Genomic DNA, 26,942 nt, shown 5'->3' on the forward strand with positions numbered 1-26,942 from the left:
AACAGATCCTTAAGCGAGGCCGAGGGCGGTGACGATCAGGTCGATCGCCTTGATGCCGACGAACGGCACGACGATGCCGCCGAGGCCGTAGACGAGCAGGTTGCGGGTAAGCAGCGCGCCGGCGCCGATGGCCTGGTACTTGACGCCCTTCAGCGACAGCGGGATCAGCGCGATGATGATCAGTGCGTTGAAGATGATGGCCGACAGGATGGCGCTTTGCGGCGTCGCCAGATGCATGATGTTGAGCGCCTGCAGCGGACCGGCGGACTGGCCGGGCGCGACGTAGAAGACCGCGAACATCGCCGGGATGATGGCGAAATACTTCGCCACGTCGTTGGCGATCGAGAAGGTCGTCAGCGAGCCGCGCGTCATCAGCAGCGCCTTGCCGATCTCGACGATCTCGATCAGCTTGGTCGGGTCGCTGTCGAGGTCGACCATGTTGCCGGCTTCTCGCGCGGCGACCGTGCCGGTGTTCATGGCGACGCCGACGTCGGCCTGAGCGAGCGCCGGCGCGTCGTTGGTGCCGTCGCCGCACATGGCGACCAGCTTGCCCTTGGCCTGTTCCTCGCGGATCAGCGACAGCTTGTTCTCCGGCGTCGCCTGGGCAAGGAAGTCGTCGACGCCGGCTTCGGCCGCGATAGCCGCTGCCGTCAGCGGATTGTCGCCGGTGATCATCACCGTGCGGATGCCCATCTTGCGCAGCTCCGCGAAACGCTCGCGGATGCCGCCCTTGACGATGTCCTTGAGATGAACGACGCCGAGCAGGCGGCCGTCACGCTCGACCGCCAGCGGCGTGCCGCCGGCCTTTCCGATCTCGTCGGCTATGGCCTGCAGGTCGCGGATCGTCTCGCCGGTGGGACGCGTGCCGTGAGCGGCGACGGTTGCCTGGTTGACGTGAGCCAGCACCGCGTCGACCGCGCCCTTGCGTACGGACGAGCCGTCGATATCGACGCCGCTCATGCGGGTCTGCGCGGTGAAGGGCACGAAGGCCGCATGCAAGGTCGCCATGTCGCGGGCACGGATGCCGTATTTCTCCTTGGCGAGCACGACGATCGAGCGGCCTTCCGGCGTTTCGTCAGCGAGCGAAGCAAGCTGGGCGGCATCGGCCAGCTCCTGCTCGGTGACGCCCTTGACCGGACGGAACTCGGTCGCCTGGCGATTGCCGAGCGTGATGGTGCCGGTCTTGTCCAAGAGCAGGGTGTCGACGTCGCCGGCGGCCTCGACGGCGCGGCCGGACATGGCGAGCACGTTGAAGCGCACCAGGCGGTCCATGCCGGCGATGCCGATGGCCGAGAGCAGCGCGCCGATCGTGGTCGGGATCAGCGTCACGAACAAGGCTACGAGGATCGTCACCGGGATATAGCCGCCGGAATAGGAAGCGAAGCTCGGAATGGTCGCGGTCGCCAGCACGAAAATCAGCGTCATGCCGACGAGAAGGATGTTGAGCGCGATCTCGTTCGGGGTCTTCTGGCGCTCCGCGCCCTCGACCAGCGAGATCATGCGATCGAGGAAGGTGTGACCGGAGGCGGCGCTGATACGCACGCGGATCCAGTCGGACAGCACCTGCGTGCCGCCGGTGACGGCCGAACGGTCGCCGCCGGATTCGCGGATGACGGGCGCAGATTCGCCGGTGATTGCCGCCTCGTTGACGGAAGCCACGCCTTCGATCACCTCGCCGTCCGAAGGGATGATGTCGCCGGCTTCGACCAGCACGATGTCGCCGACCTTCAGGCTTGTGCCGGGCACCAGCTTGAACTTGCCGCGATCCTCGCCGTTGACGAGCAGCTTGGCCTGGGTCTCGGTGCGCGCCTTGCGCAGCGAGTCGGCCTGAGCCTTGCCGCGGCCTTCGGCGACGGCCTCGGCGAAGTTGGCGAACAGCACCGTGAACCACAGCCAGATGATGATCTGCAGCGTGAAGCCGAGATCGCCGCCGCCGGTGATGAGATCCTTGACGAACAGAACGGTGGTGAGCGCCGAGACGACGGCGACGACGAACATCACCGGGTTCTTGACCAGCGTGCGTGGATCGAGCTTGCGGAAGGCGCCGCCGATGGCGGGCACCAGAATGCGGGCATCCAGAATGCTCGCGGATTTGGACTGGCTCATTTCGAGGCTCCAGTATCGGTGATGTTGGACGGCGCCGGGTGTTCGGTCTTCGGGAACAGGCGCGGAAGACCGGAAGCCAGCAGCCACAGCACGAACAGCACCGCTGCCATGCCGAGGAAGGTGGAGAGCGTCGGGAAAGGACGAGGCCTCTCACCCCCTCCGTCATCGGGTGTCCCATCATCGGGTTGATGACGGTCGTGCCGACGTATGTGGTTGAACCAGGGCATGGTCATCTCAGAAAGTCTGTCCATGGATCATCGCCAGGTGCTCGACGATCGGCCCGACCGCGAGCGACGGGAAGAAGGTGAGGCCGCCGACGATGATGATGACGCCGACCAGCAGGCCGACGAACAGCGTGCCGTCGGTCGGGAAGGTGCCGGCCGAAGCGGGCACGGTCTTCTTCGCGGCCAGCGAGCCGGCGATGGCGAGAGCCGGGATGATGACCAGGAAGCGGCCCATAAGCATGCCGATGGCGCCGGTGAGATTGTACCAGGGCGTGTTGCCGGTGAGTCCGCCGAAGGCCGAGCCGTTGTTCGCGGCCGACGACGTGTAGGCATAGAGCACCTCGGAGAAGCCGTGCGGGCCGGCATTGGCCATCGAGGCCACGGCGCTCGGCAGGACCACGGCGATGGCCGTGAAGATCAGCATCGCCAGCGGCAGGCACAAGATGGCTAGCATCGCCATCTTGACCTCCTTGGCCTCGATCTTCTTGCCGAGATACTCCGGCGTGCGGCCGACCATCAATCCCGCGACGAAGACGGCGACGACGACGAACATCAGGATGCCGTAGAAGCCGGCGCCGACGCCCCCGACAATGACCTCGCCGAGCTGCATGTTGATGAGCGGGATCATGCCGCCGAGCGCGGTGAAACTATCATGCATGGCGTTGACGGCGCCGCAGGAGGCGGAGGTGGTGATGACCGCGAACAAGGCCGAGAGCGCAATGCCGAAGCGCGTCTCCTTGCCCTCCATGTTGCCGCCGTCGATGCCAAGCGCATGAACCAGCGGATTGCCGGCGGCCTCGGCCCAGTAGCAGACGGCGACGCCGGCGACGAACAGTACGCCCATCGAGGACAGGATCGCCCAGCCCTGGCGCTGGTTGCCGACCATGCGGCCGAAGACGTTGGTGAGACCAGCGCCCAGCGCGAAGATTGTCAGCATCTGGATCAGGTTGGAGATCGCGTCCGGATTCTCGAACGGGTGCGCGGCATTGGCATTGAAGAAGCCGCCGCCATTGGTGCCCAGCATCTTGATGGCGATCTGCGAGGCGACCGGGCCGAGCGCGATGGTCTGCTTGGCGCCTTCCAGCGTGGTCGCGTCCACATAAGGCCCAAGCGTCTGCGGCACGCCGAGCCAGACATAGACGAGGGTGAGCGGGATGCAGAGAGGCAAGAGAACGTAGAGCGTGCAGCGGGTGAGATCGACCCAGAAATTGCCGATCGACTTGCCGGAAGCGCGGGCAAAGCCGCGGATCAGGGCGATTGCGATGGCGATACCGGTAGCAGCCGAGACGAAGTTTTGGACGGTGAGGCCGGCCATCTGCACGAGGTAAGACATCGTGCTTTCGCCGCCGTAGTTCTGCCAATTGGTGTTGGTGACAAAGCTCGCGGCGGTGTTGAAGGCGAGTTGAGGGTCGACCGCCGTCATCCCCGCGGGATTGTAGGGCAGAACACCCTGCAGCCGCTGCAGCGCATAGAGAACAAGCAAGCCGGCAAGATTGAAGAGCAGCATGCCTGTCGCGTAGACGGCCCAGTGCTGCTCTTCCTTCTCGCTCGTTCCGGCGAGCCGATAGAGGCCGCGCTCGATCGGGACGAGCATCGAAGACAGCAAGGTTCGGTCACCGCTGAAGACGCGGTGCATGTAGCCGCCGAGCGGCTTCACGAGCAAAAGCAGGATCCCGCAATAGAGGAGGATCTGTATCCAGCCATTGAGTGTCATGATGTGACCCTTCCTTGCGCCAATCAGAAGCGTTCTGGGCGAATGAGCGCGTAGGTGAGATAGGCAAGCAGGAACAAGGTCACCGCGCCGCCAAGTATGTAATCAAGAAGCATGATCCGACCGCTCCGCTCAGATTCTGTCGCAGGCTTTGACGTAGGCTAAGGACAGGGCAAAAAATAAAATCCCGATCCCGAGAATAATAAGGTCCATTTCAGGCGTTCCTTGCTTTCCATTTGTGTTTGCAGCCCGCTTGGACAGGCTAAAAACTGCACGCGACCGCGCATCACCTTGGCGATGACGGCGATCAAAGCGTTCTTTCGAAGGAAAATATGGACCCGATCGCCATAAAGGTTCGAGACGAGGCGGGTGGGAAAGATATAGGAATTTTATAGGGGTTTGGTGGATCGACCGTCATCGGGTCGAATGCAAGGCCATTCAGAAGTTGTCAGCCGCCTTTGTGCTTCATATCTGTGAAGCTCAAGTATTTTGAAAGACGACGGACATGTCTGCCCCCGAAAATGCTATGGTCACCGAACCTATCGAATCGAAGACCATAAGAGGGTCGCGAGGCAAAGTTGCGGTCTATCTCCTTACGAGCCTTGCTTTCGTTTATGGTGGAGCAACGATGCGTGATGATGCCTTCGTTGGATGGGGTTCGGTGATTTTGTTTGGGTCAACCGCGCTCGTGTTTTTCTGGTGGTTAGTCCGTCCGCCACTCCTGCTTTTGGACAGCGATGGATTCACATTGCAGGGTGGATTTGTTCGCACGCCACAGCAAGTTCTCTGGGGGGATATAGACAGTTTTTTGGTCTACCGTTTGCCCAGAGGCAGCGATGCTATTGGCTACAATTTTCGGGACGATGCAAAAGGCGCTTCGCCTCTTGCACTGACCAGTAAAAGACTCGGCACTAAAGTCTTGCTGCCCGGCAGGTGGCCGTTATCGACTGAGCAGATGGTCGAAGCCCTGAATGCTTATCGGCTTGAGGCGTTGACTCGGCAGAGAGCGCAACTGGCGGACCGGTTGCCTTCAGGCCGGCGTGGTTAGCTGGATTTCGGCCGCCGATCCTTCCAAGGCATGGCCTCTTCCAGCTGCGATGACAGCGCGAGCACCGTCGCCTCGTCGCCATAGCGGCCGACGAGCTGAACGCCGATCGGCGCGCCGCCGGCGGACTGTCCAAGCGGCAGCGAGATCGCCGGCAGGCCGGAGATGTTGAAGGGAAAGTTGAAGACCGCGTCGCCCCATTTGGCGTTGTAGCGGTCGAGATCGGTCTCCGACATGTCGTAATAGCCGAAGGGGCGCGGCAGCTCAGTCAGCGTCGGGGTGACGAAGATGTCGTAGGAGTTGAGGTCGGTGACGATGTCGCGGCCGATCAGCCTCAGCTGCTCGACATCGGAAACATGCTTGATGCCGCTGGTCGTGCGGCCGCGCGAGATCACTGCCCAGGTCACCGGCTCTACGTCGTGCGGTGTCACCGGACGGCCGACCAGCGTTTCGAGAAAGCCGAAGGTGGCGGCCGTCTGGACGTTGGTCATGTCCGTGTACGTTTTCCAGGCGGCATCGGCATCGAGCGGCATGTCGTGCTCCTCGACATCATGGCCGAGGCGCTGAAGCGCGGCCACCGCCGCAAGCACCGTCGCCTTGACCTCCGCATCGATGGCGGTGCCATCGGGCGGCGTGACGGTAAAGCCGATGCACAGCTTCTTCGGCGTTCGCGCGGAAAGGCTGAGCCAGCTGTCCGCCGGAACCGGCGGCGTGTAGGCATCTCCCGGCAGCGCGCCGGCCACGGCATCGAGATAGGCGGCCGTGTCGCGCACCGTGCGCGATAAGCATAGGAAATAGGCGCCACCATACCAATAATCGCCGAAGGGCGCGAGGCTGACGCGGCCGCGCGACGGCTTCAGCCCGACGATGCCACAGCACGAGGCAGGCACGCGGATCGAGCCGGCGCCGTCGCTGGCTTCGGCGATCGGCACCATGCGCGAGGCGACCGCGGCCGCAGCACCGCCGCTCGATCCGCCCGGCGTGATGCCTTCCCTCCAGGGGTTCTTCGTCGTGCCGTATAGCTTCGGCTCGGTGGTGATCGACCAGCCGTTCTCGGGTGCGTTGGACTTGCCGACGAGCACCAGGCCCGCCGCTTTGATGCGGCGCACCACCTCGCTGTCGGAATCGGCGACGAAGTCCTTCAGGTAGAAGCAGGAATTGGTGAGAGGCGCGCCCTTCCAGGACGAAGCGAGCTCCTTGAGCAGATAAGGCACGCCGGCGAAAGGCGCGTTCCTGTCCACCGTCGCCGCCTGGGCGCGCGCCATGTCGTAGAGGCGATGGACGACAGCGTTCAGTTCAGGGTTCAGGCGCTCGATCGTGGTGACGGCCGCTTCGACCAGCTCGCTCGGCGAAACCTCGCCGCGTTTCACCAGGCCGGCGAGCGCCAGCGCATCGGAATTGGTGTAGGTTTCGAGCAGGTTTTCGGTGATCATGTGTCCCTCCCGATGCTGCGCCCTCCCGGAGTCTCGTAGGGCGACCGAGCTATCGCTTCGGCAATCGCAATGGCTGGCGCTGCCCCTCACCCTTACCCTCTCCCCGTGAAGGACGGGGAGAGGGGGTCGCCAGCGTTACGGCCATCGCCCTTCTCCCCGTCCCCGGCAGGCGGATGAGGGGCAGCGCCAACCGTTGCGATTGGCCGAAGCGACAGACTGCGCACCTCCTCAAACTAGCTCGACGGTGCGCTTCTCCGCGATGCTCTGCTCGGCGGCGAGCACGATGCGCAGGCTGTTGACGGCCGCATCCATCTGCTCGGTCAGGTCGAGCTCCTCGCGGATGGCGCGCAGGAAGAAGGCCTGCTCGCGGTCGCAAAGCTCCTGATGGCCAGGCTCGTCCTCCATGCTGACGATCTCGTCGGGCTTCGAAAAATTCTTGTCGCCGTCGACCTGCGCATAGTGGATCTTCAGCGCATCGGTCTTGGTATGGCGGTCGATGTCGGCGGAATCCGATACCTCCTCGGCTTCCTTGGCGCTGCTTCCCGACTGGCCGGCGACGATCGAGACGGCACCCTTCGGGCCGACCACGTCCTTCACGAAATAGGCCGTCTCGCTCATCATCGGTCCCCAGCCCGCCTCGTACCAGCCGACCGAGCCGTCATCGAAGGTGACATGCAGGTGGCCGTAATTCTGCTTGTCGGCCTCGGCCCAGAGTTTCGCGCCGATGCCGTGCACGCGCACCGGCTTGGCGCCGGTGAGCTGGCACATGACGTCGACATAGTGCACGCCGCAATCGACGATCGGGATCAGCGAGTCGATCAGGTTCTTGTGCCAATGCCAGGCAGTGCCGCTGCTCTGCTGGTTGAGGTTGAGGCGCATCACCAGCGGCCTGCCGAGCGTCTTGCCGACCTCGATGAATTTGATCCAGGACGGGTGGACGCGCAGGATGTAGCCCAGCACCAGCTTGCGGTTCTTGGCACGCGCCGCGGCCACCACCTTCTCGGCGTCCGCGATGTTGGTGGCGAGAGGCTTTTCCATGAACACATGGCAGTTGGCGGCGATCGCCTTCAGCGCATATTCGGCATGCGTATTCGGCCAGCTGTTGATCGAGACCGCGTCCGGCTTGGTTTCCTTCAGCGCCAGGTCGAAATCCTCATAGAGCGGATAGCCGGCAAGTTCCTTTGGGATCTTCCTGTTGCTCTTGATGGTGCGGCTCATGATGCCGACGATCTCGAAGCCGTCCGAGCGGTGATAGGCGCTGGCATGCGAGGCGCCCATATTGCCCAGGCCAATCACCAGGATTCTTACTTTGTCGGCCATGTCAGCCTCCCAGATTATCGATTGAACTGTGGGTGGCGATGTACGGCCGCCGCCCATGTGCCTGTCCGGGCAATCGCCTCAGGTTGGCGCTGCCCCTCATTGCCCTGCCGGGCATTTCTCCCCGTATAGTGACGGAGAGAAAGAGCCCTTCGCCGAGGGTTTCGCCAATCGCCGGCGTTGCAGCGCTTACCTCAACAATTGCAGCCCTACTTCACCGCCGAATCGAACAGGTGCGCCTTGATCTTTTCGATGTCGAGCGCGGCAAAGCCGTCCGACAGTTTCACGCCGTCGGCATCGGCCTTGACCTTGGCCTTGTCGAAATCATTGGCGGCCGGGATCAGGTCGTTCGTGCAGACGTCCTCGGCCTTCACCGGCGCGGTGATCTGGCCGATCTTCAGGATCTCGTCGAAGAAGCCCTGCCAGCTCGCCATGTCATGCGAGCCCCAGCCGCCGCGCTTGTCCATGTCGCCGCGGAAGACATTGATTTGCTGCAGGATCGAGGTGGTGCCGAGCTCCGGCCCGAGGTTCTTGGCCAAGGTCGGGAACTGCTCGAACACGGCCTCGACGGCCGCGCGCGGGTTCTGGTAGCCGAATTCGAGGCCCATCGCCCAGCCGCGCAGGTACTTCTCCAGGAAGGCTTTCTTGTCGGCATCCTCGAGGTCGGCGGCGCGCACCACGAAGGTGTTGGCCGGCAGCTTCGAGTTCTGCACGCCCAGCCAATATTCGAAGTCAAGGCCCTTGGCGATCCATTCGGCCCGCAGCCCCTCCCAGGAGAGTGCGGCGTCGCCCTGGCCGCCGGCAAGTGCCGTACCCCAGGTCGGCCAGCCGGCCTCGACATATTTCACCTTCTTGATGTCGACGCCTTGGGCCGCAAGCAGCGGATCGACGATCGCCTGCCAGGCGGCGGAGCCGAGCAGGATGGTCTTGCCTTCGAGATCCTTGAGGTTCTTGGTGCCCTGGCCCTTGCGGAAGGCGAGGCTGAAGGTGTCGCGCGCGCCCATGTGGAACACGGACTTCAGCTTCATGCCGTTCTGGATGGCGAAGGAGAAGACGCCGGGCGAGGGGAAGCCCATGTCGGCCTGTCCGACATCGACGAACTTCACCGTCGCCGTGCCGTCCGACGGACCAGGCTGCATGTCGGTATTGAGGTCGCCGAAATAGCCGGCCTTCTTGGCCGACCAGTAGGGATAGTCGTCCAGCACTTCCAGCGTGCCGCGCGGCGAGATCCAGGTGAATTTTTCATAGGCCGCCGCCTTGGCTTTCAAGCCTGATGCGCCGAGCGCGGTGGCGGTCACGACGCCGGCCGCCGTCACCTGCAGGAAGTAGCGGCGGCTGATGCCCGCAGCAGCCGTGGAATGGATCGGATTTTCATTGGTCATGGCATTCCCCTTTGTTGATTGCCCTCTGTCGATCGCTTGCCTTGCCTTCGCCCGCCTCCCGGGCGTTCATGAGCCGATGCTCAGGTCTCCCAGCTCGCCCATTTCTTGCCGATCAGGAAGAACAGCACGTAGATCAGGATGCCGAGGATCGACAGGATCAGCACCACTGCGAAGAATTGCGGCATCTGGATCATCGACGAATAGGAGGTGAGCCGGTTGCCGAGGCCGAAGCCGCCGCCGACCATCTCGGCGCCGACGGCGGTCAAGAGCCCGAAGATCGCGCCGATCATCAGGCCGACCAGGATCATCGGCAGCGCCATCGGCGCGCGGATCTTCCAGAATATCTGCAAGGTGCTCGCGCCGTAGGAGCGGGCGAGCGCGATCTTGGCGCTGTCGACGCGGCGAAAGCCGGTAGCGGCGTTGATCATCACCATCGGGCCGGCGGCCAGCGCCACGGCGATGATGCGCGGCGCATAGCCGAAGCCGAAGCGCAGGATGAGCAGCGGCACCAGCGCCAGCATCGGCGTGGTGACGAGGATGAGGATGTAAGGCGCGACGATCTTTTCCGCGAAGGGGAACTGTGTGATCACCGCCGCCATCACCAGCCCGACGATGGCACCGATGGCAAAGCCCGACACCAGCTCGACCAGCGTGTAGCCGAGATGCGGCGCGATCAGCGGGAACTCATCGAACAGCGCGTAAACGATCGCGCTTGGCGGCGGCATGATGTATTGCGGCACGTGGAAGATGCGGAGCGCCAGCTCGATACCGCCGATGATCACCACGGCGACTACGAGGATCGCCGCCACCTCGGCGCCGGACTTGACGCCGGGGCCGCTGGCGAAGGCGGAAAGATTGGTGAGGCTGACGTCCTGGCCGTCGCCGCCCTTGCTCTTCGAGAATTCCGGAATGGCGTCGCCCCCGCTCACGGCCTGATCCTCACGATTTCAGCGGTTTTTTGTCCCTGCTGCTCCGATCCCTTCGGCCGGCGCTCGCCGACGATGTCCATCTTGATGCGGTTGGTGAGGTCGAAGACCTCCTTGGTCGCCATGATCTCCAGCGAGCGCGGCCGCGGAAACGGCACGTCATAGACCTTGGCGACGCGGCCTGGCCGCGTGGTCAACACCACGACCCGATCGGAGAGGAAGATCGCTTCCTCGATGCTGTGAGTGACGAACACGATCGTCGTCTTGGTGTCGAGCCAGATCTCCTCGACGAGGCGGTTCATCTCCTCGCGAGTGAAGCTGTCGAGCGCGCCGAAGGGCTCGTCCATCAGAAGCACGGAAGGCTTCAGCGCCAGGGCGCGCACTATCGCCGCGCGCTGCTGCATGCCGCCGGAAAGCTCGCGCGGGAACTTGCCGCCAAAGCCGTCGAGCCCGACGCGGTTCAAGAGATGCGCGATCCAGGCCCGGTCGGGCTTCTCGCCCTTGATCTCGAAGGGGAAGTTGATGTTGGCGTCGAGGTTGCGCCAGGGCAGCAGGTTCGCTTCCTGGAAGACGATGCCGATCTCGGGTCGTGGGCCGGTGATCTCCTTGCCGTCGAGCAGGATCGAGCCGCTGGTCAGCCGGTGCAGGCCCGACATCGACCACAAAAGCGTGGTCTTGCCGCAACCGGAAGGGCCGACGATGGAGACGATCTCATTGGCGTGCACATCGAGGCTGCAGCGGTCCAAGGCGAGGAGATCGCCGGAGGCCGTGCTGTAGACCTTGCTCGCTGCCTGCACGCCGAGCTTCGGCGTTCTTGCGCTGCCCGTATTCATGCTCCCCCTCGGAGACTGCGCGATGCGTTGCCAAAGGCCCATCCGTCCGCGAAATCAGTTTGTAACTATCCTACTTTACTGTCAAGCGACGACAAAGAGCTGACGCAATCAGGTTCAATCAGTTCCTATCTAAGAGTCTGATTTCTCGCTATTTTTTGATCCCCTTGCGGTGTGTGTTACTTTCCTACATACTCGCTTCAGTTGATTGCCTATGGCCAGCGGGCGGATAATCGCAAATATGGTGGGTCCAGAAACGGGCAGGGAAGGACTGGCCAATGACCGAAGCTGACAGCCAGGTGCTGCGAATTCCCGATGAGGACGGCGACCGGCACGACCATGTCAGACGCTTCCCGGACATCATTTCGCAGGTGAAGGACAGCTACGCGGATTTGCGGCCGGCCGAGCGCCGCGTCGCCGATGTCGTGCTCGACGATGTCAAATACGCGGTCGATGCGTCCAATGCAGCGCTCGCGCAGCGCGCGCAGGTCAGCGAGCCGACGGTCACCCGCTTCTGTCGCGCCATCGGCTGCGAGGGCGTGCGCGACTTCAAGCTGAAGCTGGCGCAGAGCCTGGTCGTCGGCGCGCTCTATCTCAGCACCAAGCCGCAACCTTCGAACAGCGACAGCGGCATGCCGTTCTGGAACGCCGTGTTCGGCGAAGCGCGGCGCGCGCTGCAGGAGGCCGAGCGGCAGATCGATCCGGGGCAGCTGCAGAAGGCAGCGGAACTGATCGCCAAGGCAAGGCAGGTGACGGTGTTCGGCCTCGGCGGCAGCTCGTCGGCGCTGGCGCAGGAAACGCAATACCGCCTGTTCCGCTATGGCATAACGATCAGCGCGCAGTGCGACCCGTATCTGATGCGCATGACGGCTTCGACGCTGAAGCCCGGCGATGTGGTGATCGCGATTTCGGCGACCGGGCGCACACGGGAGGTGATCGAGGCGGTGGAGCTTGCCAAACATTATCGCGCCGACGCGATCTGCGTGACGGCACCGGACACGGAACTGACGCGGGTCTGCGACGTGCGGCTGACGATGGCGGTTCCCGAATATCCCGACACGCTGAAGCCGACCGCTTCGCGCTACGCCTTCCTGGCGGCGATCGATCTGCTGGCGGTGGCGTCGGCCTACAAGCTCGACGGCCCGGCGCGCGAGACGGTGCGCCGGATCAAGTACAACGCCCAGATCCACCGAACGGGCAAGGAGATGGAGCCGCTCGGGGATTGAGGCAGTTTCTTCCTTCTCCCCTTGTGGGAGAAGGTGGCCTCGCGAAGCGAGGTCGGATGAGGGGTGTTCCAGGGAACGCCAGCGTCTCATTCCGCTGGAACACCCCTCATCCGTCTCGGCGCTATCGCGCCGATCCACCTTCTCCCACAAGGGGAGAAGGAAAAGGCGGCCGCGCCGGCTTCGATAAGAATTCGAACTGAAAAGGGAACGAAGAAGAATGCTCGATATCGCACCATCGCAACAGGCGGCGACCTGGCTCGGCTCGTTCGGCCGGGCGCTCGAAGTCGGCGACATCGAGGCGGCGACGAACCTCTTCGTTGAGGATTGCTACTGGCGCGATCTGCTCACCTTCACATGGAACATCAAGACCATGGAGGGCCAGGCGGCGGTCCGCGAGATGCTCGAGGCCACGCTGCCATCGGCGCGGCCGTCGCACTGGCGCCTGTCCGGCGAAGCCAGCGTCGACGACGGCATCATCGAGGCTTGGTTCAGCTTCGAGACGGCTGTGGCGCGAGGCGAGGGCATCCTTCGGCTCAAGGACGGCCGCTGCCGGACGCTGTTCACGGCGATGAGCGAGCTCAAGGGCTTCGAGGAGCAGAAGGGGCCGGCCCGGCCGCTCGGTATCCGCCATAAGGCCGATCCCGAACGCGAGACCTGGGCCGAGAAAAGAGCGCGCGAGGCGCGCGACCTCGGCGTGCACGAGCAGCCCTATTGCCTGGTGATCGGCGGCGGCCAGGGCGGCATCATGCTGGGCGCCCGGCTGCGGCAGCTCGGCGTGCCGACGCTCATCGTCGAGAAGAACGCGCGCGCCGGCGATTCCTGGCGCAACCGCTACCGTTCGCTCGTGCTGCACGATCCGGTCTGGTACGACCATCTGCCCTATATTCCATTCCCGGAAAACTGGCCGGTGTTCACGCCCAAGGACAAGATGGGCGACTGGCTGGAAATGTATGTCCGCGTCATGGAGCTGAACTACTGGGTCGCCACCAAATGCATCAGCGCTGCCTATTACGAGGCCGAAAAGGTCTGGACAGTGGTGGTCGACCGTGTCGGCCAGCGCATCACACTGAGGCCCAGGCACATCGTCTTCGCCACCGGCGCCTACGGGCCGCCGCGTCGGATAGAGCTGCCCGGCGTGGACAGCTTCAAGGGCGAGCTGCTGCATTCCAGCCAGTATTCGACCGGCGAGAAATTCCGCGGCAAGCGCGTCGCGGTGATCGGTGCGGCAAGCTCGGGCCACGATGTCAGCGTCGACCTCTGGGAGGCGGGCGCCAAGGTCACCATGGTGCAGCGCTCGCCGACGACGGTGGTGAAGTCCGACACGCTGATGGATGTCGGCTTCGAGATCTTTTCTGAAAAGGCGCTGGCGCGCGGCATCACCACCGACAAGGCCGACATGATCGTCGCCTCGACGCCGTTCGCCCTGGTGCCGAAAGGCCAGCGGGCGCTCTATGACGTTATCCGCGAGCGCGACGCGGATTTCTACAAGCGGCTGAGCGCCAGTGGCTTTGCGATCGACTTCGGCGAGGACGAGACCGGTCTTTTGATGAAGGCCTACCGCACCGGCTCGGGCTACTACATCGATGTCGGAGCCTGCGAGCTGATCCTGAACGGCGAGATCGCGGTGAAGAGCGGGATCGGCATCAAGGCGCTGTCGCCGAGCGGCATCCTGTTCGAGGACGGCAGCGAGCTCGCCGTCGACGCGATCGTCTGCTGCACCGGCTACCAGTCGATGAACGAGACGGTGGCGGCGATCGTCTCGCGCGAGGTCGCCGACAAGGTCGGCCCGTGCTGGGGCCTGGGCTCCGGCGTCAAGGGCGACCCCGGCCCATGGCAAGGCGAATTGCGCAACATGTGGAAGCCGACGGCGCAGGAGGCGCTGTGGTTTCACGGCGGCAACCTCGCGCTGTCGCGCTTCTATTCGAAGTTCGTGGCAATGCAGATCAAGGCGAGGTTGGAGGGGATCGCCACGCCGGTTTACGGCGAGCCGAGTAATGCTGGGTAAGGTCGACCCCCACTCCGTCGAACTTCGCTCGACACCTCTCCCCGATCGACGGGAAGAGAGGAAAGGCGCGAACTTATTCGGCTGGCTCCCTTCCTCTCCCTCTGGAGGGGGAAGAGGTGGCGCTGCGAAGCAGCGACGGAGTGGGGTAGCCATTCGTCAAACGCGCCGCCGCCGCAACCCTGCCGGCCATCTCCCCTCAGGGAGGTCGGCTAATCATGCCGATGCCGAAAATGCGTGGCCGCAACCTCGACATGCGTATGATGGGCATGCGCTTCGAAGCGTTCCGTTTCGTTATGGTTCGCGGCCTCGTTCGGCCACCATTTGCCGCCGATGACGATGCCGTTGGAGACCAGCCGCCGATCCGCCACCAGTGAAGCGCCGACCGCATCGACGAAGGTGAAGCGTCCCGGCTGCAATTTGAGCACGGCGACATCGCCGATGCCGCCGACTTCCAGCGTGCCGAGCTCGCGCCTCGCGATCGCCTCAGCCGGGCGCTGCGTCGCCGCGCGCAGCACCTCGACCAGCGGCATGCCGAGCGCCATGAGCTTGGACATGCAGACCAGGATATCGAAGGCGGGGCCATCGACGCAGTAGAGATGGACGTCGCTCGAGATGACGTCGGGTGCCAGGCCCTCGGCAAGCATGGCCTTGGCGACCTCGAAGTCGAAGGAGCCCATGCCGTGGCCGATGTCGAAAATGACGCCGCGCTCGCGGGCAAGGCGCATGTCCGGCCGCACCGCGCCCGAAGCGAAGACCGGCGCGTTGGGGAACGGCCGGAAGCAGTGGGTGAGGATGTCGCCGTGGCGGAGTCTCGGCAGCACTTCCGAGCGGCCGGGCGGCGGCTCGTCGATATGCGCCATCAGCGGCAGGCCGACCTTATCGGCGGCTTCGAGCGCCAGGTCTAAGGGTGCGATGCCGCTGGTGCCGCCGGCATGCTTGCCGGAACGCACCTTGACGCCGACGACGACCTCGGCGTGCTCGCGCACCGCAGCCACCGTCTCGCGCGGCTCGCAGAGCCTGAGATCGCCGCATTCGCCGACCGACACGGTCTTGGCGAAGCCGAATATGCCGGCGAAGGAGATGTTGACGTAAGCGAGGATGCGGACCTTGGAGCGTTCGATGACGTGGCGGCGAAAGCCCAGGAAGTTGCCGGCGCCGGCGCTGCCGGCGTCGATGAAGGTGGTGGTGCCGCTCTTGGCGGCGAGCCGGTCGGCATCGACGCCGAGCGAGGTGCCGCCCCAATAGACATGGCTGTGCAGGTCGACGAGACCCGGCGCGACGATGCAGTCCCTGGCGTCGACGACCTCCCCGGCGGCCTCGGCATCGATGGCCGCGTCGATCGCGGCGACGCGGCCATCGGCGATGGCGACGTCGCGCGCCGCATCGAGGCCCGAGGCCGGGTCGATCACACGGCCACCCTTGATCAGCAGATCGAACTGCATCGGCGCTTCCCTGTTGTCTAACTGTTTGTTTTTATGCGATCCCGAACGGAAAACCGCTTCGCGCTTTTCCTGGAATCGCCCTTGCGATCAGACCGGCCGGTAGGCGATCGCCTCGATCTCGATCTTGGTGTCGATCATCAGGCGGGATTCGACGGTGGTGCGCGCCGGCGGGTCATTGGGGAAGTGCCTGGCATAGACTGTGTTGAAGCTGCCGAAATCGCGGGCGTCCTCGAGCCAGACGGTGGTTTTCACCACGTCGTCCATGGTGCAGCCGGCAAGCGCCAGCGCGGCCTTGACGTTCTGCAGCACCTGCTCGGCCTGCTCGGCGATGCCGCCCTTGACTACGAGGCCGTCACTGCCCACCGGGACTTGGCCGGAGACATAGACGAAATCGCCGGCGCGCACCGCCGGCGAGAGCGGGACATGCGATTTTCCAAAACACTGCTTGGGCAAGCGAGCCTCCTGTTGTCGACTGAACGGACCGTTTCTTCTAGCCGTCTACACGCGCGTGATCCTCATAGAGCTCCTGTTGGAAAGCAACATTTTTCGAGAATCCATGTTGCTTAATTACAGAAGCCTGAGCATCCTGCGTCTCTACGCAGGTCGGCAATTCGTGCCGCCGGTACGCATGAGAGGGGGACCCGATGACCTTCGACAAGAATCCGTTTCCGGAAGGCGACGCCGATCGTCACGCGCTGTGGGAAATGCTGGTGCGGCGCGACATCGATGCCTTCCTCGGCCAGGACTGGGCGATGGTCGAGGACGATTTCATCGCCGAGAGTTTCTTCGGCATGCATGCGCATTTCCTCGCCAATGCCGACGCCTGGCGGCTGCAGTTCCCCAGGCTGGAAATCTATCGCTACGAATGGCTGCGCCAGGCCAAGGAAACCGCGGCGACGAAATTCGCCGAGCCGCTGCGCGAGGCGCTGTTCCGCATCACCAACATGCGCGACATCGACGTCGACGGCGATCGCGCGGTGCTGCACAAGAAGTTCGACGGCTCAGTAGCCAAGGCGGATGGCGGCGTCGACAGGCTCAAATGGCAGACGCTCTATTTCTGCCGCAAGGTCGGCGGCCGCTGGAAGATCGCCGGCTTTGTCGGCTATATGCCGCATCCGCTGGGAAGCTAGACGGTCTGTTGAGATTAAGGTGAGGCCGGCCTGCGAATGGCGGCCTCCTGCACTTCCGGCCTTCGCCGGCCGAAGCCCTCGTAAGTGTCTCCGCTCTATGAAGGCTATGACCGGCGTAGGCCGGTTCTCGGAAACCGCCCTTCTCGGCTTGGCCTGACCTAAATCTCAACAGACCGCGGAGCGCGGCGACTCGAAGCCCGCAGGCACATGCCTCCGGAAGGCAGCAGCTTAAGAAAGCCGCGGCAGCCGCTCGTCGGGCGAGCGGTGGTCGAACACGACACCCATGGTCTTACCAACGGCGGCCATCACGATCAGTTCGACCAGATGGTCGTCGCTGTCCTCGCAGGAGGGATCCGATTGGCGGATGGCGTCGAGCATCGCGCGGGTCGAGATCGTGTCGCCGGCGCGAAATTTCGAAAGAGCAGACGAAACAAGATCTTGCACCGTCGGATCCATAACGGGCACTTCCGCAGCGACGTTCATCGACCTCCTCCTGCCGTGAACCCTCCCTAAAAGGATGATACGCCAATGGTGGGATTGCGCCAGCGAAATGGTGGTCCGACCAGTGCGATTGGCGACATCCTGCCGCCATTGCCCTGAAAGCGCGTCGCGCTGAAACGGATTCAGGCGAAGCGCTCCAAATCTTTCTGTTGCGCATGTCGTTTTCCCAAAACCGTAGCGCATTTTTTGGGCGACATGCCGTTAGGTGTGGAACACCACGCCGGCGGCAAAGGCCCAAGCTCGACGCGTCGCGCTCCGGTTGCTAAGCCCCTCCCGCGCAGGGAGACCATTCGAGTCGAGATATGACGGTTGCAATCGAGATGGGGCAGACGACGGCAGGCGCGCCGGCGGCCCTCGACCTTGAGGAACTGCTGGCGACCCGCCTGCTGGTGCAGGGTAATTCGGGCTCCGGCAAGTCGCATCTGTTGCGTCGGCTGCTGGAGCAGAGCGCGCCTTGGGTGCAGCAGACCATCATCGACCCCGAAGGCGACTTCGTGTCGCTCGGCGAGCGCTACGGCCATCTGGTGATCGATGCCGAGGAACATACCGAGCGGGGCCTGCAGGCGGCGGGCGAGCGGGCGCGCATTCACCGCGTCTCGACGGTGCTCAATCTCGAAGGGCTCGATGCCGAAAACCAGATGCGGCGCGCCGCCGCTTTCCTCGGCGGGCTGTTCGAGGTCGCGCGCGACCATTGGTACCCGATGCTGGTGGTGGTGGACGAGGCGCAGCTCTTCGCGCCGGCCGCTGCCGGCGAGGTTTCCGACGAGGCGCGCAAGCTTTCGCTCGGCGCGATGACCAACCTGATGTGCCGCGGCCGCAAGCGCGGGCTTGCCGGCATCATCGCCACGCAGCGGCTGGCGAAGCTCGCCAAGAACGTCGCGGCCGAGGCCTCCAACTTCCTGATGGGCCGCACCTTCCTCGACATCGACATGGCGCGCGCCGCCGACCTGCTCGGCATGGAGCGGCGACAGGCGGAAGCGTTTCGTGACCTGGAGCGCGGGCATTTCATGGCGCTTGGCCCCGCACTGTCGCGCCGTCCGCTGAGCGTGCGGATCGGATCGACCGAGACGAGCCCGCGCAACGGCACGCCGCGGCTGATGCCGCTGCCGGAGGCGGCGCTGGAGGATGCGCGCTCGATCATCCTGGCGGCGCCGCCGCCGGAGACGGTGCGGCCGCAGCGGCGGCCCTCGCCGGACCTGCTCGATCAGCTGATGGCGGCCAAGGCAGCGCCGCTGGATATCCGCCCCGAGCCGGCCGAGCCGCAGCCGAGCGCCGAGGATCTCGCCGAGCGGCGCGAGCGGATGGACCGAATCCTGCGCGCCATCCTGGCCGAACCCGACGCCGGGTTCCGCGTCATCGGCGTGCTCTACCAGGAGTTCGTGGTCCGCTGCCGGATCGAGGGGCTGGCTTCGGTCGTGCCGGACCTATCGGAGTTCCGCCGCATGCTGACACGCGCCCGCGCCGGCGTCGGCTCCGACATGGCCGAGGACGATGCGTGGCGCGACGTTTCCGTGCGCGCCTCGCTTCTGCCCGAGGACATGCAGGGCGTGTTCATGATGATCGCCCGCGCGGCAAAGGAAGGCTGGCCCTGCCCTAGCGACGCTGCGATTGCCCGCGCCTACGGCTCGCATTCGCTGCGCCGCGCGCGTCGGCTGCTCGACTACATCGAGGAGCAGGGCCTCATCGTCTGCCAGATCGACGGCACCGGCCGGCGAACGGTAACGCTGGTGGAGCTCGCCTGGGCGACCGCGCCGGGCGATCCGAATGCGGGGGAGGAGGACAGCTCGGCGGCCTGACAGCGCGCCGAGCACGACCCGGCAGACAACTTCAAGACCAGAGACGCCTTGAACCCGCTCCATCAGCCTGCATGCGGGTTCCTGGCAGGCGTTGCGATGGAAAGGGTTGATCCATATCAAGCCATGGCGATCGTCCCGGCACTATGAGAGGTGTCCAGGAAAAAGACCCGGGCATCGGGGCGGAGCATCATGACTGACGCCAAACCGGAGCCGTTGCGCACCCCGGCCGATATGAAGCGGGCGCATGTGCAGATGCTTGCGCTTTGCCACATGCTGGAAGGTATCGCCGACGACCTGCCGTCGCGCGTTGACCGTCTGCAGTGCCTGGCCGTGGCGGCGGACCTCTTGCCGCTCGTTCGCGAGTGCCACCGCTTCGAGGAAGACGTCGTCTTCCCCGCCTTCGCGCAGCGAACTGGCCGGGAAGACATCATCGAGCGGCTCAAGGTCGAGCATCTGGAGGACGAAAGCGCAGCGGCGGATCTCAGCGAGGCGCTGCTCACCCACGGCCACGGGCGGCCGATCGAGAACCCCGAGGCATTCGGCTACATGCTGCGCGCCTTTTTCGAATCGACGCGCCGCCATATCGCCTTCGAGCGCGACCACGTGCTGCCCGAGGTTCTTGGCCACCAATAAAGGACAATGACTGGGATCCGCGCGATTCCAAGAAAAGTGGAAACGGTTTTCTGTCCGGAATTGCGTCAAAGCAAAGAGATAGAGCGGGTTGCTGTTTCCGTGAAACGGTGAACCGCTCTAGTCGCCGGCGCGTGCCGCCAGACGTCCGATGTCGTCGACGATGACGTGACGGTTGTTCTCGACGTGGATCACGTTCTCTCCGCGCAGGCGGGTGATCTGCCGGCTCACCGTCTCCACGGTCAGCCCGAGGAAGTCGGCGATCTCCGCGCGCGACAGCGGCAGTTCGAAAGCGGCGCTGCGGCGCTCTGGACCGGCGCCCGGATCGATGTTGCGCGCGATCATCAGAAGGAAGCTCGCGATCTTCTCGGCGGCCGTCTTGCGGCCGAGCGCCACCATCCAGTCATGCGCCTGGTCGAGCTCGCGCAGCTTCTGCTTGAGCAGGCGATGCTCGAAATCCGGCTGCTCCTTCATCAGGCGCTCGAGCGCCTGACGCGGGAACGAGCACAGCTCGACCTCGGTCGCGGCCTCGGCGGTCAGCGAGCTCTCCGACTGGAACGGTCTGCCGAGGAAATCGGGAGCAAACTGCAGGCCGACGATCTGCTGGCGGCCATCGGAAAGCGTTTTGGTAAGCTTCACAACGCCGGAAAGCACGTTTGCGAAGCGCTCGACACTTCTGGAATCGCTCACCAGCTCCTTGCCGGTCTCGGCCTTGTGCCGCTTCGTCGACTTGGAAAGGGCGACGAGCTGGTCGGGATTGAGCGCGCCGCAAACGCCACGATGCCGCGCCTCGCATGAAACGCAGAGAACCGGAATGCCCGTCGTGTGAATATCTTCGCGCACGATGGAACAGCTATAGTGTTCCCGCGGGCTGCCGGCAACGAACGTAGCGTCGCAGCCCTGTGCCCGTGGTAAGGGGCGTCGCGCTGCCTGCAGGCGTGCGGACTGCTCGCGGCACCTTTGGCTCAGGCCCCTGCGATCGCCAGAAGCCAGGCCAGGATATCGAGCAGCAGAAAGATCAGCGCTACCTGCAAGGCCACTCGGAGCCGCTGGATTGTTCGCCAGTTGCTGGCCATGTCCGCTTTGATGCGAAGGGTAAGCCCGCGGTGCATCGCCGACATGGTCGCCGGCCTGTCGCCGTCGACATACTGATGGAGCAGTTCCTCCGGGTCGAAGCGAAACGTGTATTGGTGTAGGGCCAAAGCATGAAGACGATCAGCCCACCGATCGCGAACAGGAGGGCCACCGCGGTCCAGTCCCACAAGCCAAGCCCGTTGGAAAGGGCCGCACTGCCAAGCAACGAGTTTGCGAATGCGGTGGCAAAGATAAGACTGCCGGCGCGGGTACTCATGTTCTCCACGACGGTCTGCTGATGCGTGAGCCTCTCACGGCCTCCTGATAGATGAACGCAAGACGAGGATCGTCGTCGGCGAGACCGCTGGCGATAGTTCCGTTCGTTTCTCCTGCATTCGAACGCTTAGCCATAGGAGCGCTTCTCTGGTGCGGCAGGGATGGTTCAGATCCCTTGAGTCAAATAGCGGCGCTTCAGCTCACCGATCCTCGATGATCCGCAAGTAAGCCGCGGTCACGAACAGCACGATGAAGCCGAACAGGATGCGGCGGCCGCCTTCCGGCATCTGCAGGATGGTAAGCAGCGTCGTCAGCACCGTGAGGATCAGCGCGCCGACGATTGTGCCCATATAACCGCCGCGGCCGCCGAAGATCGAGGTGCCACCGATGACGGCTGCCGCTACCGAAGGCAGCACCAGCGGCTCGGCGAGCGACAGCGAAGGCGCCTTGATCAGGCCGATGTAGAGCAGGCCGGTGATGCCGGCGAGCAGGCTGGAGATGACGTAGAGCGCGGTGATCACCTGCCAGTAGCGGACGCCGGACAAACGTGCGGCGCGCTCGTTGTCGCCGACGGCGTAGAGCAGGCGGCCGAAGCCGGTGCGGTTGAGCGTAAAGACGATCAGCACCGCCACCGGCACGAACAGCAAGAGCGCGTTGGGAAAGCCGTAGGTGAGGCCGGTGCCTAGCCAGTTGAGGAAATCCGGAATCCTGGCGCCGGAGGCAATCACGGTGCGCTGGTAGACCTGCAGGAAGCCGGTGCCGATCAGGCTGGTGCCGAGCGTCATGATCAGCGGATGGACGCGGAAGACGCCGACGCCGATGCCGTTGACGAGGCCGATCAGCACCGCCGGCAGCATGGCGAGAAGGAACGCCACCGTCGGATCCTGGTTGACGATCTGGGTCGCCATGATGAAGGCGCTCATCGTCGCCACCGTGCCGACCGACAGGTCGATGCCGCCGGTCAGCATGGCCATGGTCTGGCAGCCGGCGAGGATCGCCAGCGGAATGGCGAACTTCGCGGCGTTGGCGATCCAGCGCTCGTTGACGATGCCGGGCCGCAGGATCTGCAGGATCGCCACCAGGATGACGAGCAGCATGATCAGCGGAATGATCGGCCGGTCCGCCATGAAGCGCCTCAGGCGCCGGCCGAACGAAGCCGGCTGGGGCATGGTCGCGGTGCTCGTCATGGCGTTGCTCCCGCCGGGCGTCCCCGGATGGTGATGAAGGCGCCGAACATCACGACGGCGACCATGATTGCGCCCTCGATGATGGCGGTGACATTGGGATCGATGGCAAGCAGCGTGAGGTCGGTGCGCACCAGCCTGAGCACGAAGACGGCGATGATCGGCCCGAGCAGCCCGCCCTTGCCGCCGCCAAGCGCGACGCCGCCAAGCACCACCGCCGCGACGCTGGCGAGCAGATAGGGGCCGGGGATTGGCGCGCCGATGCCGGTGCTGATGGTGAGCGAAAGGCCGCCGAGTGCCGCGAACAGGCCGGAGAGCGCGTAGGCGACGATCCTGGTGCGCGCCACCGGCACGCCGCTGCGGAAGGCGGCAAGCTCGTTGCTGCCGATGGCGTAGATGGAAAGGCCAAGCCGCGAGCGCCTGAGCGGGATCCAGATGACGAAAAGGCAGACGACGAGCAGTACCAGCGCCTTCGGAACCCAGGCATCGGCCCAATCCGGGAGGCCGGGGACCGGCATGGTGCCGACCACGCTCGCCTTCAGCCACTCGGCGGCCGCGCCGCCTGGGGCGTCGAGCACCAGCAATGCCGCGCCCTGCAGCACGAACAGCGTGGCCAAGGTGACGACGATGTCCGGCACACGGGTGATGACGATGAGGAGGCCGTTGAGCGCGCCGAGCACGAGGCCAATGGCCAGCACGAAGGGTACGACGAAGAGCGCATATTCCTCGCTGGCACCATTCATCATCGAAGCGGCGGTGACGCTGGTCAGCGCCATCATGGCGGCGACCGAGAGGTCGATGCCGCCGGCGATGACGACGACGGTCTGCGCCGCGACGGCAAAGGCGTAGGGCAAGACTGCCCGCGCGAGCGAGCCGAAATCGCCGCTGCCGTAGCCCGGCTGGATCAGTTTGGTGACGACGAACAAGAATACGAGCAGCGCAAGCAGGCCGGCGACCCAGCCCTGGCGGCGCAGGAAGCGGGTCATGGCGCGACCTCCGTATCGGAAACGGGCCCGACGTCGGCAAGGATGCCGACATCTTCCCTGGCGCCGCGCGGCAAGCCGTAGGCCGCCCGCATCAGCGCCGGCTCGTCGGCCAACTCGACCGGGAACGTGTCGACGACGCGGCCGCCGAAGATGACGATGACGCGGTCGCAGACACGTTGCACCTCCTCCAGCTCGGACGTGTAGAACAGCACCGACTTGCCGAGGCCGGCGAGCTCGCGCAGCAATTTGTAGATCTCCTGCTTGGTGCCGACATCGATGCCGCGCGTCGGATCGAAGCAGAGGATGGTGCGGGCATCCGCCGCGATCCAGCGGGCGATGGTCACCTTCTGCTGGTTGCCGCCGGAAAGGCGCTGCACCTCGCCCTGCGCGCGAGTGTCGATCTGCAGGCGGGCAATGGCGCTGGAGACCACCATGCGCTCGCGGCGCACCTTGATCGGCCCCCATTTGCGCAGCGCCGCGCTGAAAGGAAGCGCGATGTTCTCGCGCACCGAGCGCTGCATGGCCAAAGCCTCGGTGCGGTCGCCCGGAACATAGGCGATACCGACGCGGATGGCATCGCTCGGATGCGAGAACTTCACCGGCGCGCCGTCGACCGCGATCGTGCCGCCGGCCGGCCGGATCGAGCCGGCAAGGGCGGCGAAGAGCTCGTCTTGGCCCTGGCCCTCGAGCGCGACGACGCCGGCCACCTCGCCATTGGCGAGATCGAAGGAGACATCGTGCAGCTTGGTGCCGAGCTGCAGGTTGCGCACCGATAGCCGCGGATGGCTGTCTTGTGCGCCGGCAGCCTGGCTTGCCACCCGCGCGGCGGCGACGCTGGTCTTCTCGATGCGGGCGCCAAGCATCATCTCGACGATCTTTTCCTCGATGCCGGGCTCGATGTCGACGACGCCGACGGTGGCGCCATCGCGCAGCACCGTGGCCCGATCGCACAGCGCGGAGATCTCGACGAAACGGTGCGAGATGAAGATGACCGAGCGGCCGCTGTCGCCTTGGCGGCGCACGACTTCCAGCACCTTTTCGGCAAGGTTGGCGGGAAGTGCTGCCGTCATCTCGTCGAGCAGCAGCACATCGGGTTCGACGGCGAGCGCGCGCGCCAGATCGAGCACGCGCAGCACGGCGAGTGGAATGTCACGCGCGGTCTCGCGTATGTCGAGATTGGGGATGCCAAGCTCGCGCACCCAGGCGCGGAAGGGCTCGACCGGCGTGCCGGTCAGCCGCAGATTGGAAAGCACATCAAGGTCGGGGATCAGCGCCGGCTCCTGGTAGACCGGCAGCAGGCCGGCGCGGCGGGCAGCTGCAGGCGAGCGCACGTCGCGGGTTTCGCCACGGATCAGGATGCGGCCGGCATCCGCCCGGATGGCGCCGGTCAGGATCTTCACCAGTGTCGACTTGCCGGCGCCGTTGGCGCCCATCAGCGCATGGACCTCGCCCGGCAGCACCGAAAGCGAGGCGTTGCGCAGCGCCGCGACGGCGCCGTAGTTCTTCGCCACGCCGGTGGCGTCGAGGAGAGGGTTGGTGGTCAAAGCGTGCGGGTCTCGATCATGTGTGGCCTGTTCTAACACAACAGCACGCCACGCTTGCGCGCGGCGTACTGCGGAGCGGCGACTTCCTTCCCCTTATGGGAGAAGATGGCCTCGCGAAGCGAGGTCGGATGAGGGTGTTCTTATTCGCCCGGGCCCTTGCAGGCGACGATCTGCTCCTTGGTGTAGGTGGTCCAGTCCGGGATCGAGATCGAGACCGGCCACTCGGGGCTGAGCGACGGATCGGCGGCCGACTTCAGCTTGGCCTTGCCTTCGTCCGTGGCGTTCTCCCAGAGCTGCGGCTCGACCAGGACGGTCTGCTGCGCCGGCTTCTTGCCGTCGAGGATCTGCAGCGCCAGCGTGACGCCGGCGCCACCGATCGAGCCGGGGTTGGTGACGGCGGCGCCGACCAGACCCTTGACCGTGTTCAGCTGGCCGACGAAGCCGGCATTGTCGGCGCCGACAACCGGCACCATCGGCGCTTGCTGTTCAACCAGCGCGTCGACAATGACGTTGTCGATGCCGGAGGTCCAGATGCCGTTGATCGGCGCTCCCGTGGCGAGGAAGGACAGGATCTGCTGCTTGCCCTGATCCTGCTGCCAGCCGGTGAACACCTCCTGCGCGACCTTTACATCGGGGAATTCGGCCAGCGCCTTCTTGAAGCCTTTGTCCCGGTCGCTGTCGGCCGAGGCGCCGGCGGCGCCGCGCATGTAAAGCACCTCGCCCTTGCCGCCCATCTGCTGGAACAGCCACTTGGCGCCGAGATAGGCATATTGTTCCTGGTTGTTGGAGATAATGTAGGCGGAAGGCTCGGTGACCGCCTGGTCGACGGCGACGACGACGATACCGGCCTTGGTCGCCTCCTCCAGCCCGGCCTTGATGCCGGCCGGATCGGCCGGGTTGACGACGATGGCGTTGACCTTGGCGCTGATCAGGTTGCGAATGTCCTCGAGCTGGCCGGCGGCATCGGTGTTGCGGTGGGCGATGTTGAGCTTCGCCACTTCGCCGGAAGCGAGCGCCTGCGCCTTCATCGCGCAGATCATTTCCTCGCGCCAGCCGTTGCCCTGCACGGTGTTGGAAATGCCGATCGTGTATTTGCCCTCGGCGGACGAGACGCTCACCGAGGCCAGCAGGGCGGTACCGGCAAGTAGCGGGCCGATGGTCAGGTATTTCTTCATTTCAGTACTCCTCCACATTGACTGTCAGTTGCAGTTCCAGGGCTCCGTTGTGGCCGGAGCCCAAGCTTTTCGTCATTTGACGAAGGGGCGCAGCACATCGCGGGCCAGCAGGAAACCGCGTTTCACCTTTTCGTCGCTTCCCTCGAACCGGCGGTCCTCATGCTCGATGATGACCGGCCCGTCATATCCAGCCCGGTAAAGACCCGAAAAGATGCTGCTCCAGTTGATGTCGCCAAGCCCCGGCATGCGCGGCACCTGCCAGCCTATGCCAGCGGAAAGAATTCCGCGCTCGTACAAACCATCATGATCAATCATCAGGTCCTTGGCATGCACATGCAGCATGTGCGGGCCGAACTCGCGGATGAAGCGTTCCTTGTCGATCATCTGCCAGACGAGATGCGAGGGGTCGAAATTCATGCCGATGTCGCCGCCCCAGGCCTCGAGAATGCGGCGCCAGACATAAGGCGAGTAGGCGATGTTGTGCCCGCCCGGCCATTCGTCATAGCTGAAGATCATCGGGCAGTTCTCGAAGGCGAGCTTCACGCCGTGCTCGCGCGCATGGGCGATGATCGCGGGCCAGACTTTCTGCGCTGTTTCCCAATTGGCGTCGACAGTCTTCGAAGCGTCGCCGCCGCAGAAGGTGTTGACGAGCGAGACACCCATGCGGCTCGCCAGTACGATCACCTTCTTCAGATGTTCGATCACCGCCTCGCGATGCGCCTGATCGGGATGCAACGGATTGGGGTAGAAGCCGAGGCCGGAGATCGTCAGGCCCTTGCCGGCGAGCCCGGCGGCGATGTCCTTGGCCTCCGACGCGGAGACTTCGGCGTCGATATGGCTGGTGCCGGCATAGCGGCGGCTGGCGCCTGACGCCTTCGGCCAGCAGGCGATCTCGAGCGCCTCGAAACCGGCCGAGCGCGCCCAGTCTGCGACCTCGTCAAGCGGAGTATCCGGAAATGGTGCGGTGAGCAGTCCAAGCTTCATGATCCCTCCCTCCTC

Annotated in this window: 26 protein-coding genes; 6 read left to right on the forward strand and 20 right to left on the reverse strand. The window is 64.6% G+C overall.

Going from position 1 to position 26,942, the window contains the following annotated elements:
* Positions 1-9: 9 nt before the first annotated feature.
* Genes kdpB through P9236_RS07135 form a run of 5 tightly spaced genes read right to left on the reverse strand, consistent with a single transcriptional unit; the run spans position 10 to position 4,352 of the window.
* The gene (kdpB, locus tag P9236_RS07115) at positions 10-2,106 is read right to left on the reverse strand and encodes a potassium-transporting ATPase subunit KdpB (protein ID WP_278073894.1); all 2,097 of its coding nucleotides are present in this window, start codon (positions 2,104-2,106) and stop codon (positions 10-12) included.
* Positions 2,103-2,357, reverse strand: coding sequence for a hypothetical protein (locus tag P9236_RS07120; RefSeq protein ID WP_278073895.1), 255 nt, complete (start codon positions 2,355-2,357; stop codon positions 2,103-2,105). The genes kdpB and P9236_RS07120 overlap by 4 nt, the downstream gene beginning before the upstream one ends.
* On the reverse strand, positions 2,341-4,044 hold the full coding sequence (kdpA, locus tag P9236_RS07125; RefSeq protein WP_278073896.1) for a potassium-transporting ATPase subunit KdpA: 1,704 nt from the start codon (positions 4,042-4,044) through the stop codon (positions 2,341-2,343). Before kdpA ends, P9236_RS07120 begins: the two co-directional genes overlap by 17 nt.
* Positions 4,045-4,067: 23 nt before the next feature.
* On the reverse strand, positions 4,068-4,157 hold the full coding sequence (locus tag P9236_RS07130) for a K(+)-transporting ATPase subunit F (RefSeq protein WP_040990279.1): 90 nt from the start codon (positions 4,155-4,157) through the stop codon (positions 4,068-4,070).
* A gap of 45 nt (positions 4,158-4,202) precedes the next feature.
* Positions 4,203-4,352 carry a hypothetical protein gene (locus P9236_RS07135; RefSeq protein ID WP_278073897.1) on the reverse strand — a complete coding sequence of 50 codons (150 nt, stop codon included), beginning with the start codon at positions 4,350-4,352 and terminating at the stop codon, positions 4,203-4,205.
* A gap of 194 nt (positions 4,353-4,546) precedes the next feature.
* Here P9236_RS07135 and P9236_RS07140 point away from each other — a divergent pair, with 194 nt between their 5' ends.
* Positions 4,547-5,089 (forward strand): hypothetical protein, encoded by a 543-nt coding sequence (locus P9236_RS07140; protein WP_278073898.1) that lies wholly within the window; start codon positions 4,547-4,549, stop codon positions 5,087-5,089.
* Here P9236_RS07140 and P9236_RS07145 read toward each other — a convergent pair.
* The 5 genes from P9236_RS07145 to P9236_RS07165 all read right to left on the reverse strand — a co-directional run bounded on the left by P9236_RS07145 (position 5,086) and on the right by P9236_RS07165 (position 10,977).
* Complete coding sequence (locus P9236_RS07145) at positions 5,086-6,519, reverse strand: amidase (protein WP_278073899.1); 1,434 nt, start codon at positions 6,517-6,519, stop codon at positions 5,086-5,088. The genes P9236_RS07140 and P9236_RS07145 overlap by 4 nt on opposite strands.
* Before the next feature lie 228 nt (positions 6,520-6,747).
* A complete protein-coding gene (locus P9236_RS07150) occupies positions 6,748-7,839 on the reverse strand; it encodes a Gfo/Idh/MocA family oxidoreductase (protein ID WP_278073900.1) in 1,092 nt (363 codons plus the stop codon).
* Positions 7,840-8,045: 206 nt separating this feature from the next.
* The gene (locus P9236_RS07155) at positions 8,046-9,218 is read right to left on the reverse strand and encodes an ABC transporter substrate-binding protein (protein ID WP_278073901.1); all 1,173 of its coding nucleotides are present in this window, start codon (positions 9,216-9,218) and stop codon (positions 8,046-8,048) included.
* A gap of 80 nt (positions 9,219-9,298) precedes the next feature.
* Positions 9,299-10,147, reverse strand: a complete 849-nt coding sequence (locus P9236_RS07160; protein ID WP_278073902.1) for an ABC transporter permease — start codon at positions 10,145-10,147, stop codon at positions 9,299-9,301.
* The gene (locus P9236_RS07165) at positions 10,144-10,977 is read right to left on the reverse strand and encodes an ABC transporter ATP-binding protein (protein ID WP_278073903.1); all 834 of its coding nucleotides are present in this window, start codon (positions 10,975-10,977) and stop codon (positions 10,144-10,146) included. Before P9236_RS07165 ends, P9236_RS07160 begins: the two co-directional genes overlap by 4 nt.
* A gap of 275 nt (positions 10,978-11,252) precedes the next feature.
* On the opposite strand from P9236_RS07165, the gene P9236_RS07170 reads away from it, so the two are divergent.
* Together P9236_RS07170 and P9236_RS07175 are read left to right on the forward strand one after the other, a co-directional pair.
* On the forward strand, positions 11,253-12,200 hold the full coding sequence (locus P9236_RS07170; protein ID WP_278073904.1) for a MurR/RpiR family transcriptional regulator: 948 nt from the start codon (positions 11,253-11,255) through the stop codon (positions 12,198-12,200).
* A gap of 217 nt (positions 12,201-12,417) precedes the next feature.
* Positions 12,418-14,205, forward strand: a complete 1,788-nt coding sequence (locus P9236_RS07175) for an NAD(P)/FAD-dependent oxidoreductase (protein ID WP_278073905.1) — start codon at positions 12,418-12,420, stop codon at positions 14,203-14,205.
* Between the two features lie 209 nt (positions 14,206-14,414).
* Here the strand turns inward: P9236_RS07175 and P9236_RS07180 are convergent, their stop codons facing one another.
* Entirely contained in the window at positions 14,415-15,647 is a 1,233-nt protein-coding gene (locus P9236_RS07180; RefSeq protein ID WP_278073906.1) for an amidohydrolase/deacetylase family metallohydrolase, read from the reverse strand.
* 87 nt (positions 15,648-15,734) lie between these two features.
* The gene (locus P9236_RS07185; RefSeq protein WP_278073907.1) at positions 15,735-16,100 is read right to left on the reverse strand and encodes a RidA family protein; all 366 of its coding nucleotides are present in this window, start codon (positions 16,098-16,100) and stop codon (positions 15,735-15,737) included.
* A gap of 191 nt (positions 16,101-16,291) precedes the next feature.
* Between P9236_RS07185 and P9236_RS07190 the strand changes: the two genes are divergently transcribed.
* Positions 16,292-16,777, forward strand: coding sequence for a hypothetical protein (locus tag P9236_RS07190; protein ID WP_278073908.1), 486 nt, complete (start codon positions 16,292-16,294; stop codon positions 16,775-16,777).
* Positions 16,778-17,005: 228 nt separating this feature from the next.
* Here P9236_RS07190 and P9236_RS07195 read toward each other — a convergent pair whose 3' ends face one another.
* Positions 17,006-17,260, reverse strand: coding sequence for a hypothetical protein (locus tag P9236_RS07195; RefSeq protein ID WP_278073909.1), 255 nt, complete (start codon positions 17,258-17,260; stop codon positions 17,006-17,008).
* 320 nt (positions 17,261-17,580) lie between these two features.
* On the opposite strand from P9236_RS07195, the gene P9236_RS07200 reads away from it, so the two are divergent.
* Together P9236_RS07200 and P9236_RS07205 are read left to right on the forward strand one after the other, a co-directional pair.
* The gene (locus P9236_RS07200; protein ID WP_278073910.1) at positions 17,581-19,074 is read left to right on the forward strand and encodes an ATP-binding protein; all 1,494 of its coding nucleotides are present in this window, start codon (positions 17,581-17,583) and stop codon (positions 19,072-19,074) included.
* A 189-nt stretch (positions 19,075-19,263) separates the two neighbouring features.
* Positions 19,264-19,707 (forward strand): hemerythrin domain-containing protein, encoded by a 444-nt coding sequence (locus P9236_RS07205; protein ID WP_278073911.1) that lies wholly within the window; start codon positions 19,264-19,266, stop codon positions 19,705-19,707.
* A 117-nt stretch (positions 19,708-19,824) separates the two neighbouring features.
* Here the strand turns inward: P9236_RS07205 and P9236_RS07210 are convergent, their stop codons facing one another.
* From P9236_RS07210 to P9236_RS07240, 7 genes are all read right to left on the reverse strand, one after another.
* Positions 19,825-20,547 carry a Crp/Fnr family transcriptional regulator gene (locus P9236_RS07210; protein ID WP_347405171.1) on the reverse strand — a complete coding sequence of 241 codons (723 nt, stop codon included), beginning with the start codon at positions 20,545-20,547 and terminating at the stop codon, positions 19,825-19,827.
* A 122-nt stretch (positions 20,548-20,669) separates the two neighbouring features.
* Positions 20,670-20,906, reverse strand: coding sequence for a hypothetical protein (locus tag P9236_RS07215; protein ID WP_278073912.1), 237 nt, complete (start codon positions 20,904-20,906; stop codon positions 20,670-20,672).
* A 348-nt stretch (positions 20,907-21,254) separates the two neighbouring features.
* Positions 21,255-22,241 (reverse strand): ABC transporter permease, encoded by a 987-nt coding sequence (locus P9236_RS07220; RefSeq protein WP_278073913.1) that lies wholly within the window; start codon positions 22,239-22,241, stop codon positions 21,255-21,257.
* Complete coding sequence (locus P9236_RS07225) at positions 22,238-23,224, reverse strand: ABC transporter permease (protein WP_278073914.1); 987 nt, start codon at positions 23,222-23,224, stop codon at positions 22,238-22,240. Before P9236_RS07225 ends, P9236_RS07220 begins: the two co-directional genes overlap by 4 nt.
* Entirely contained in the window at positions 23,221-24,768 is a 1,548-nt protein-coding gene (locus tag P9236_RS07230) for a sugar ABC transporter ATP-binding protein (protein WP_278073915.1), read from the reverse strand. The genes P9236_RS07225 and P9236_RS07230 overlap by 4 nt, the downstream gene beginning before the upstream one ends.
* A gap of 140 nt (positions 24,769-24,908) precedes the next feature.
* A complete protein-coding gene (locus P9236_RS07235) occupies positions 24,909-25,943 on the reverse strand; it encodes an ABC transporter substrate-binding protein (RefSeq protein ID WP_278073916.1) in 1,035 nt (344 codons plus the stop codon).
* 72 nt (positions 25,944-26,015) lie between these two features.
* Entirely contained in the window at positions 26,016-26,927 is a 912-nt protein-coding gene (locus P9236_RS07240; protein ID WP_278073917.1) for a sugar phosphate isomerase/epimerase, read from the reverse strand.
* Positions 26,928-26,942: the final 15 nt, after the last annotated feature.

It is taken from the genome of Mesorhizobium sp. WSM4884, assembly GCF_029625675.1.
Classification (GTDB): domain Bacteria; phylum Pseudomonadota; class Alphaproteobacteria; order Rhizobiales; family Rhizobiaceae; genus Mesorhizobium.

Excerpts from the sequence above, each read along its gene's own strand:
- kdpB (WP_278073894.1), bottom strand. The coding sequence starts at position 2,106 with ATGAGCCAGTCCAAATCCGCGAGCATTCTGGATGCCCGCATTCTGGTG.
- P9236_RS07120 (WP_278073895.1), bottom strand. The coding sequence starts at position 2,357 with ATGGACAGACTTTCTGAGATGACCATGCCCTGGTTCAACCACATACGT.
- kdpA (WP_278073896.1), bottom strand. The coding sequence starts at position 4,044 with ATGACACTCAATGGCTGGATACAGATCCTCCTCTATTGCGGGATCCTG.
- P9236_RS07130 (WP_040990279.1), bottom strand. The coding sequence starts at position 4,157 with ATGCTTCTTGATTACATACTTGGCGGCGCGGTGACCTTGTTCCTGCTT.
- P9236_RS07140 (WP_278073898.1), top strand. The coding sequence starts at position 4,547 with ATGTCTGCCCCCGAAAATGCTATGGTCACCGAACCTATCGAATCGAAG.
- P9236_RS07145 (WP_278073899.1), bottom strand. The coding sequence starts at position 6,519 with ATGATCACCGAAAACCTGCTCGAAACCTACACCAATTCCGATGCGCTG.
- P9236_RS07150 (WP_278073900.1), bottom strand. The coding sequence starts at position 7,839 with ATGGCCGACAAAGTAAGAATCCTGGTGATTGGCCTGGGCAATATGGGC.
- P9236_RS07155 (WP_278073901.1), bottom strand. The coding sequence starts at position 9,218 with ATGACCAATGAAAATCCGATCCATTCCACGGCTGCTGCGGGCATCAGC.
- P9236_RS07165 (WP_278073903.1), bottom strand. The coding sequence starts at position 10,977 with ATGAATACGGGCAGCGCAAGAACGCCGAAGCTCGGCGTGCAGGCAGCG.
- P9236_RS07170 (WP_278073904.1), top strand. The coding sequence starts at position 11,253 with ATGACCGAAGCTGACAGCCAGGTGCTGCGAATTCCCGATGAGGACGGC.
- P9236_RS07175 (WP_278073905.1), top strand. The coding sequence starts at position 12,418 with ATGCTCGATATCGCACCATCGCAACAGGCGGCGACCTGGCTCGGCTCG.
- P9236_RS07180 (WP_278073906.1), bottom strand. The coding sequence starts at position 15,647 with ATGCAGTTCGATCTGCTGATCAAGGGTGGCCGTGTGATCGACCCGGCC.
- P9236_RS07190 (WP_278073908.1), top strand. The coding sequence starts at position 16,292 with ATGACCTTCGACAAGAATCCGTTTCCGGAAGGCGACGCCGATCGTCAC.
- P9236_RS07195 (WP_278073909.1), bottom strand. The coding sequence starts at position 17,260 with ATGAACGTCGCTGCGGAAGTGCCCGTTATGGATCCGACGGTGCAAGAT.
- P9236_RS07200 (WP_278073910.1), top strand. The coding sequence starts at position 17,581 with ATGACGGTTGCAATCGAGATGGGGCAGACGACGGCAGGCGCGCCGGCG.
- P9236_RS07205 (WP_278073911.1), top strand. The coding sequence starts at position 19,264 with ATGACTGACGCCAAACCGGAGCCGTTGCGCACCCCGGCCGATATGAAG.
- P9236_RS07220 (WP_278073913.1), bottom strand. The coding sequence starts at position 22,241 with ATGACGAGCACCGCGACCATGCCCCAGCCGGCTTCGTTCGGCCGGCGC.
- P9236_RS07225 (WP_278073914.1), bottom strand. The coding sequence starts at position 23,224 with ATGACCCGCTTCCTGCGCCGCCAGGGCTGGGTCGCCGGCCTGCTTGCG.
- P9236_RS07235 (WP_278073916.1), bottom strand. The coding sequence starts at position 25,943 with ATGAAGAAATACCTGACCATCGGCCCGCTACTTGCCGGTACCGCCCTG.
- P9236_RS07240 (WP_278073917.1), bottom strand. The coding sequence starts at position 26,927 with ATGAAGCTTGGACTGCTCACCGCACCATTTCCGGATACTCCGCTTGAC.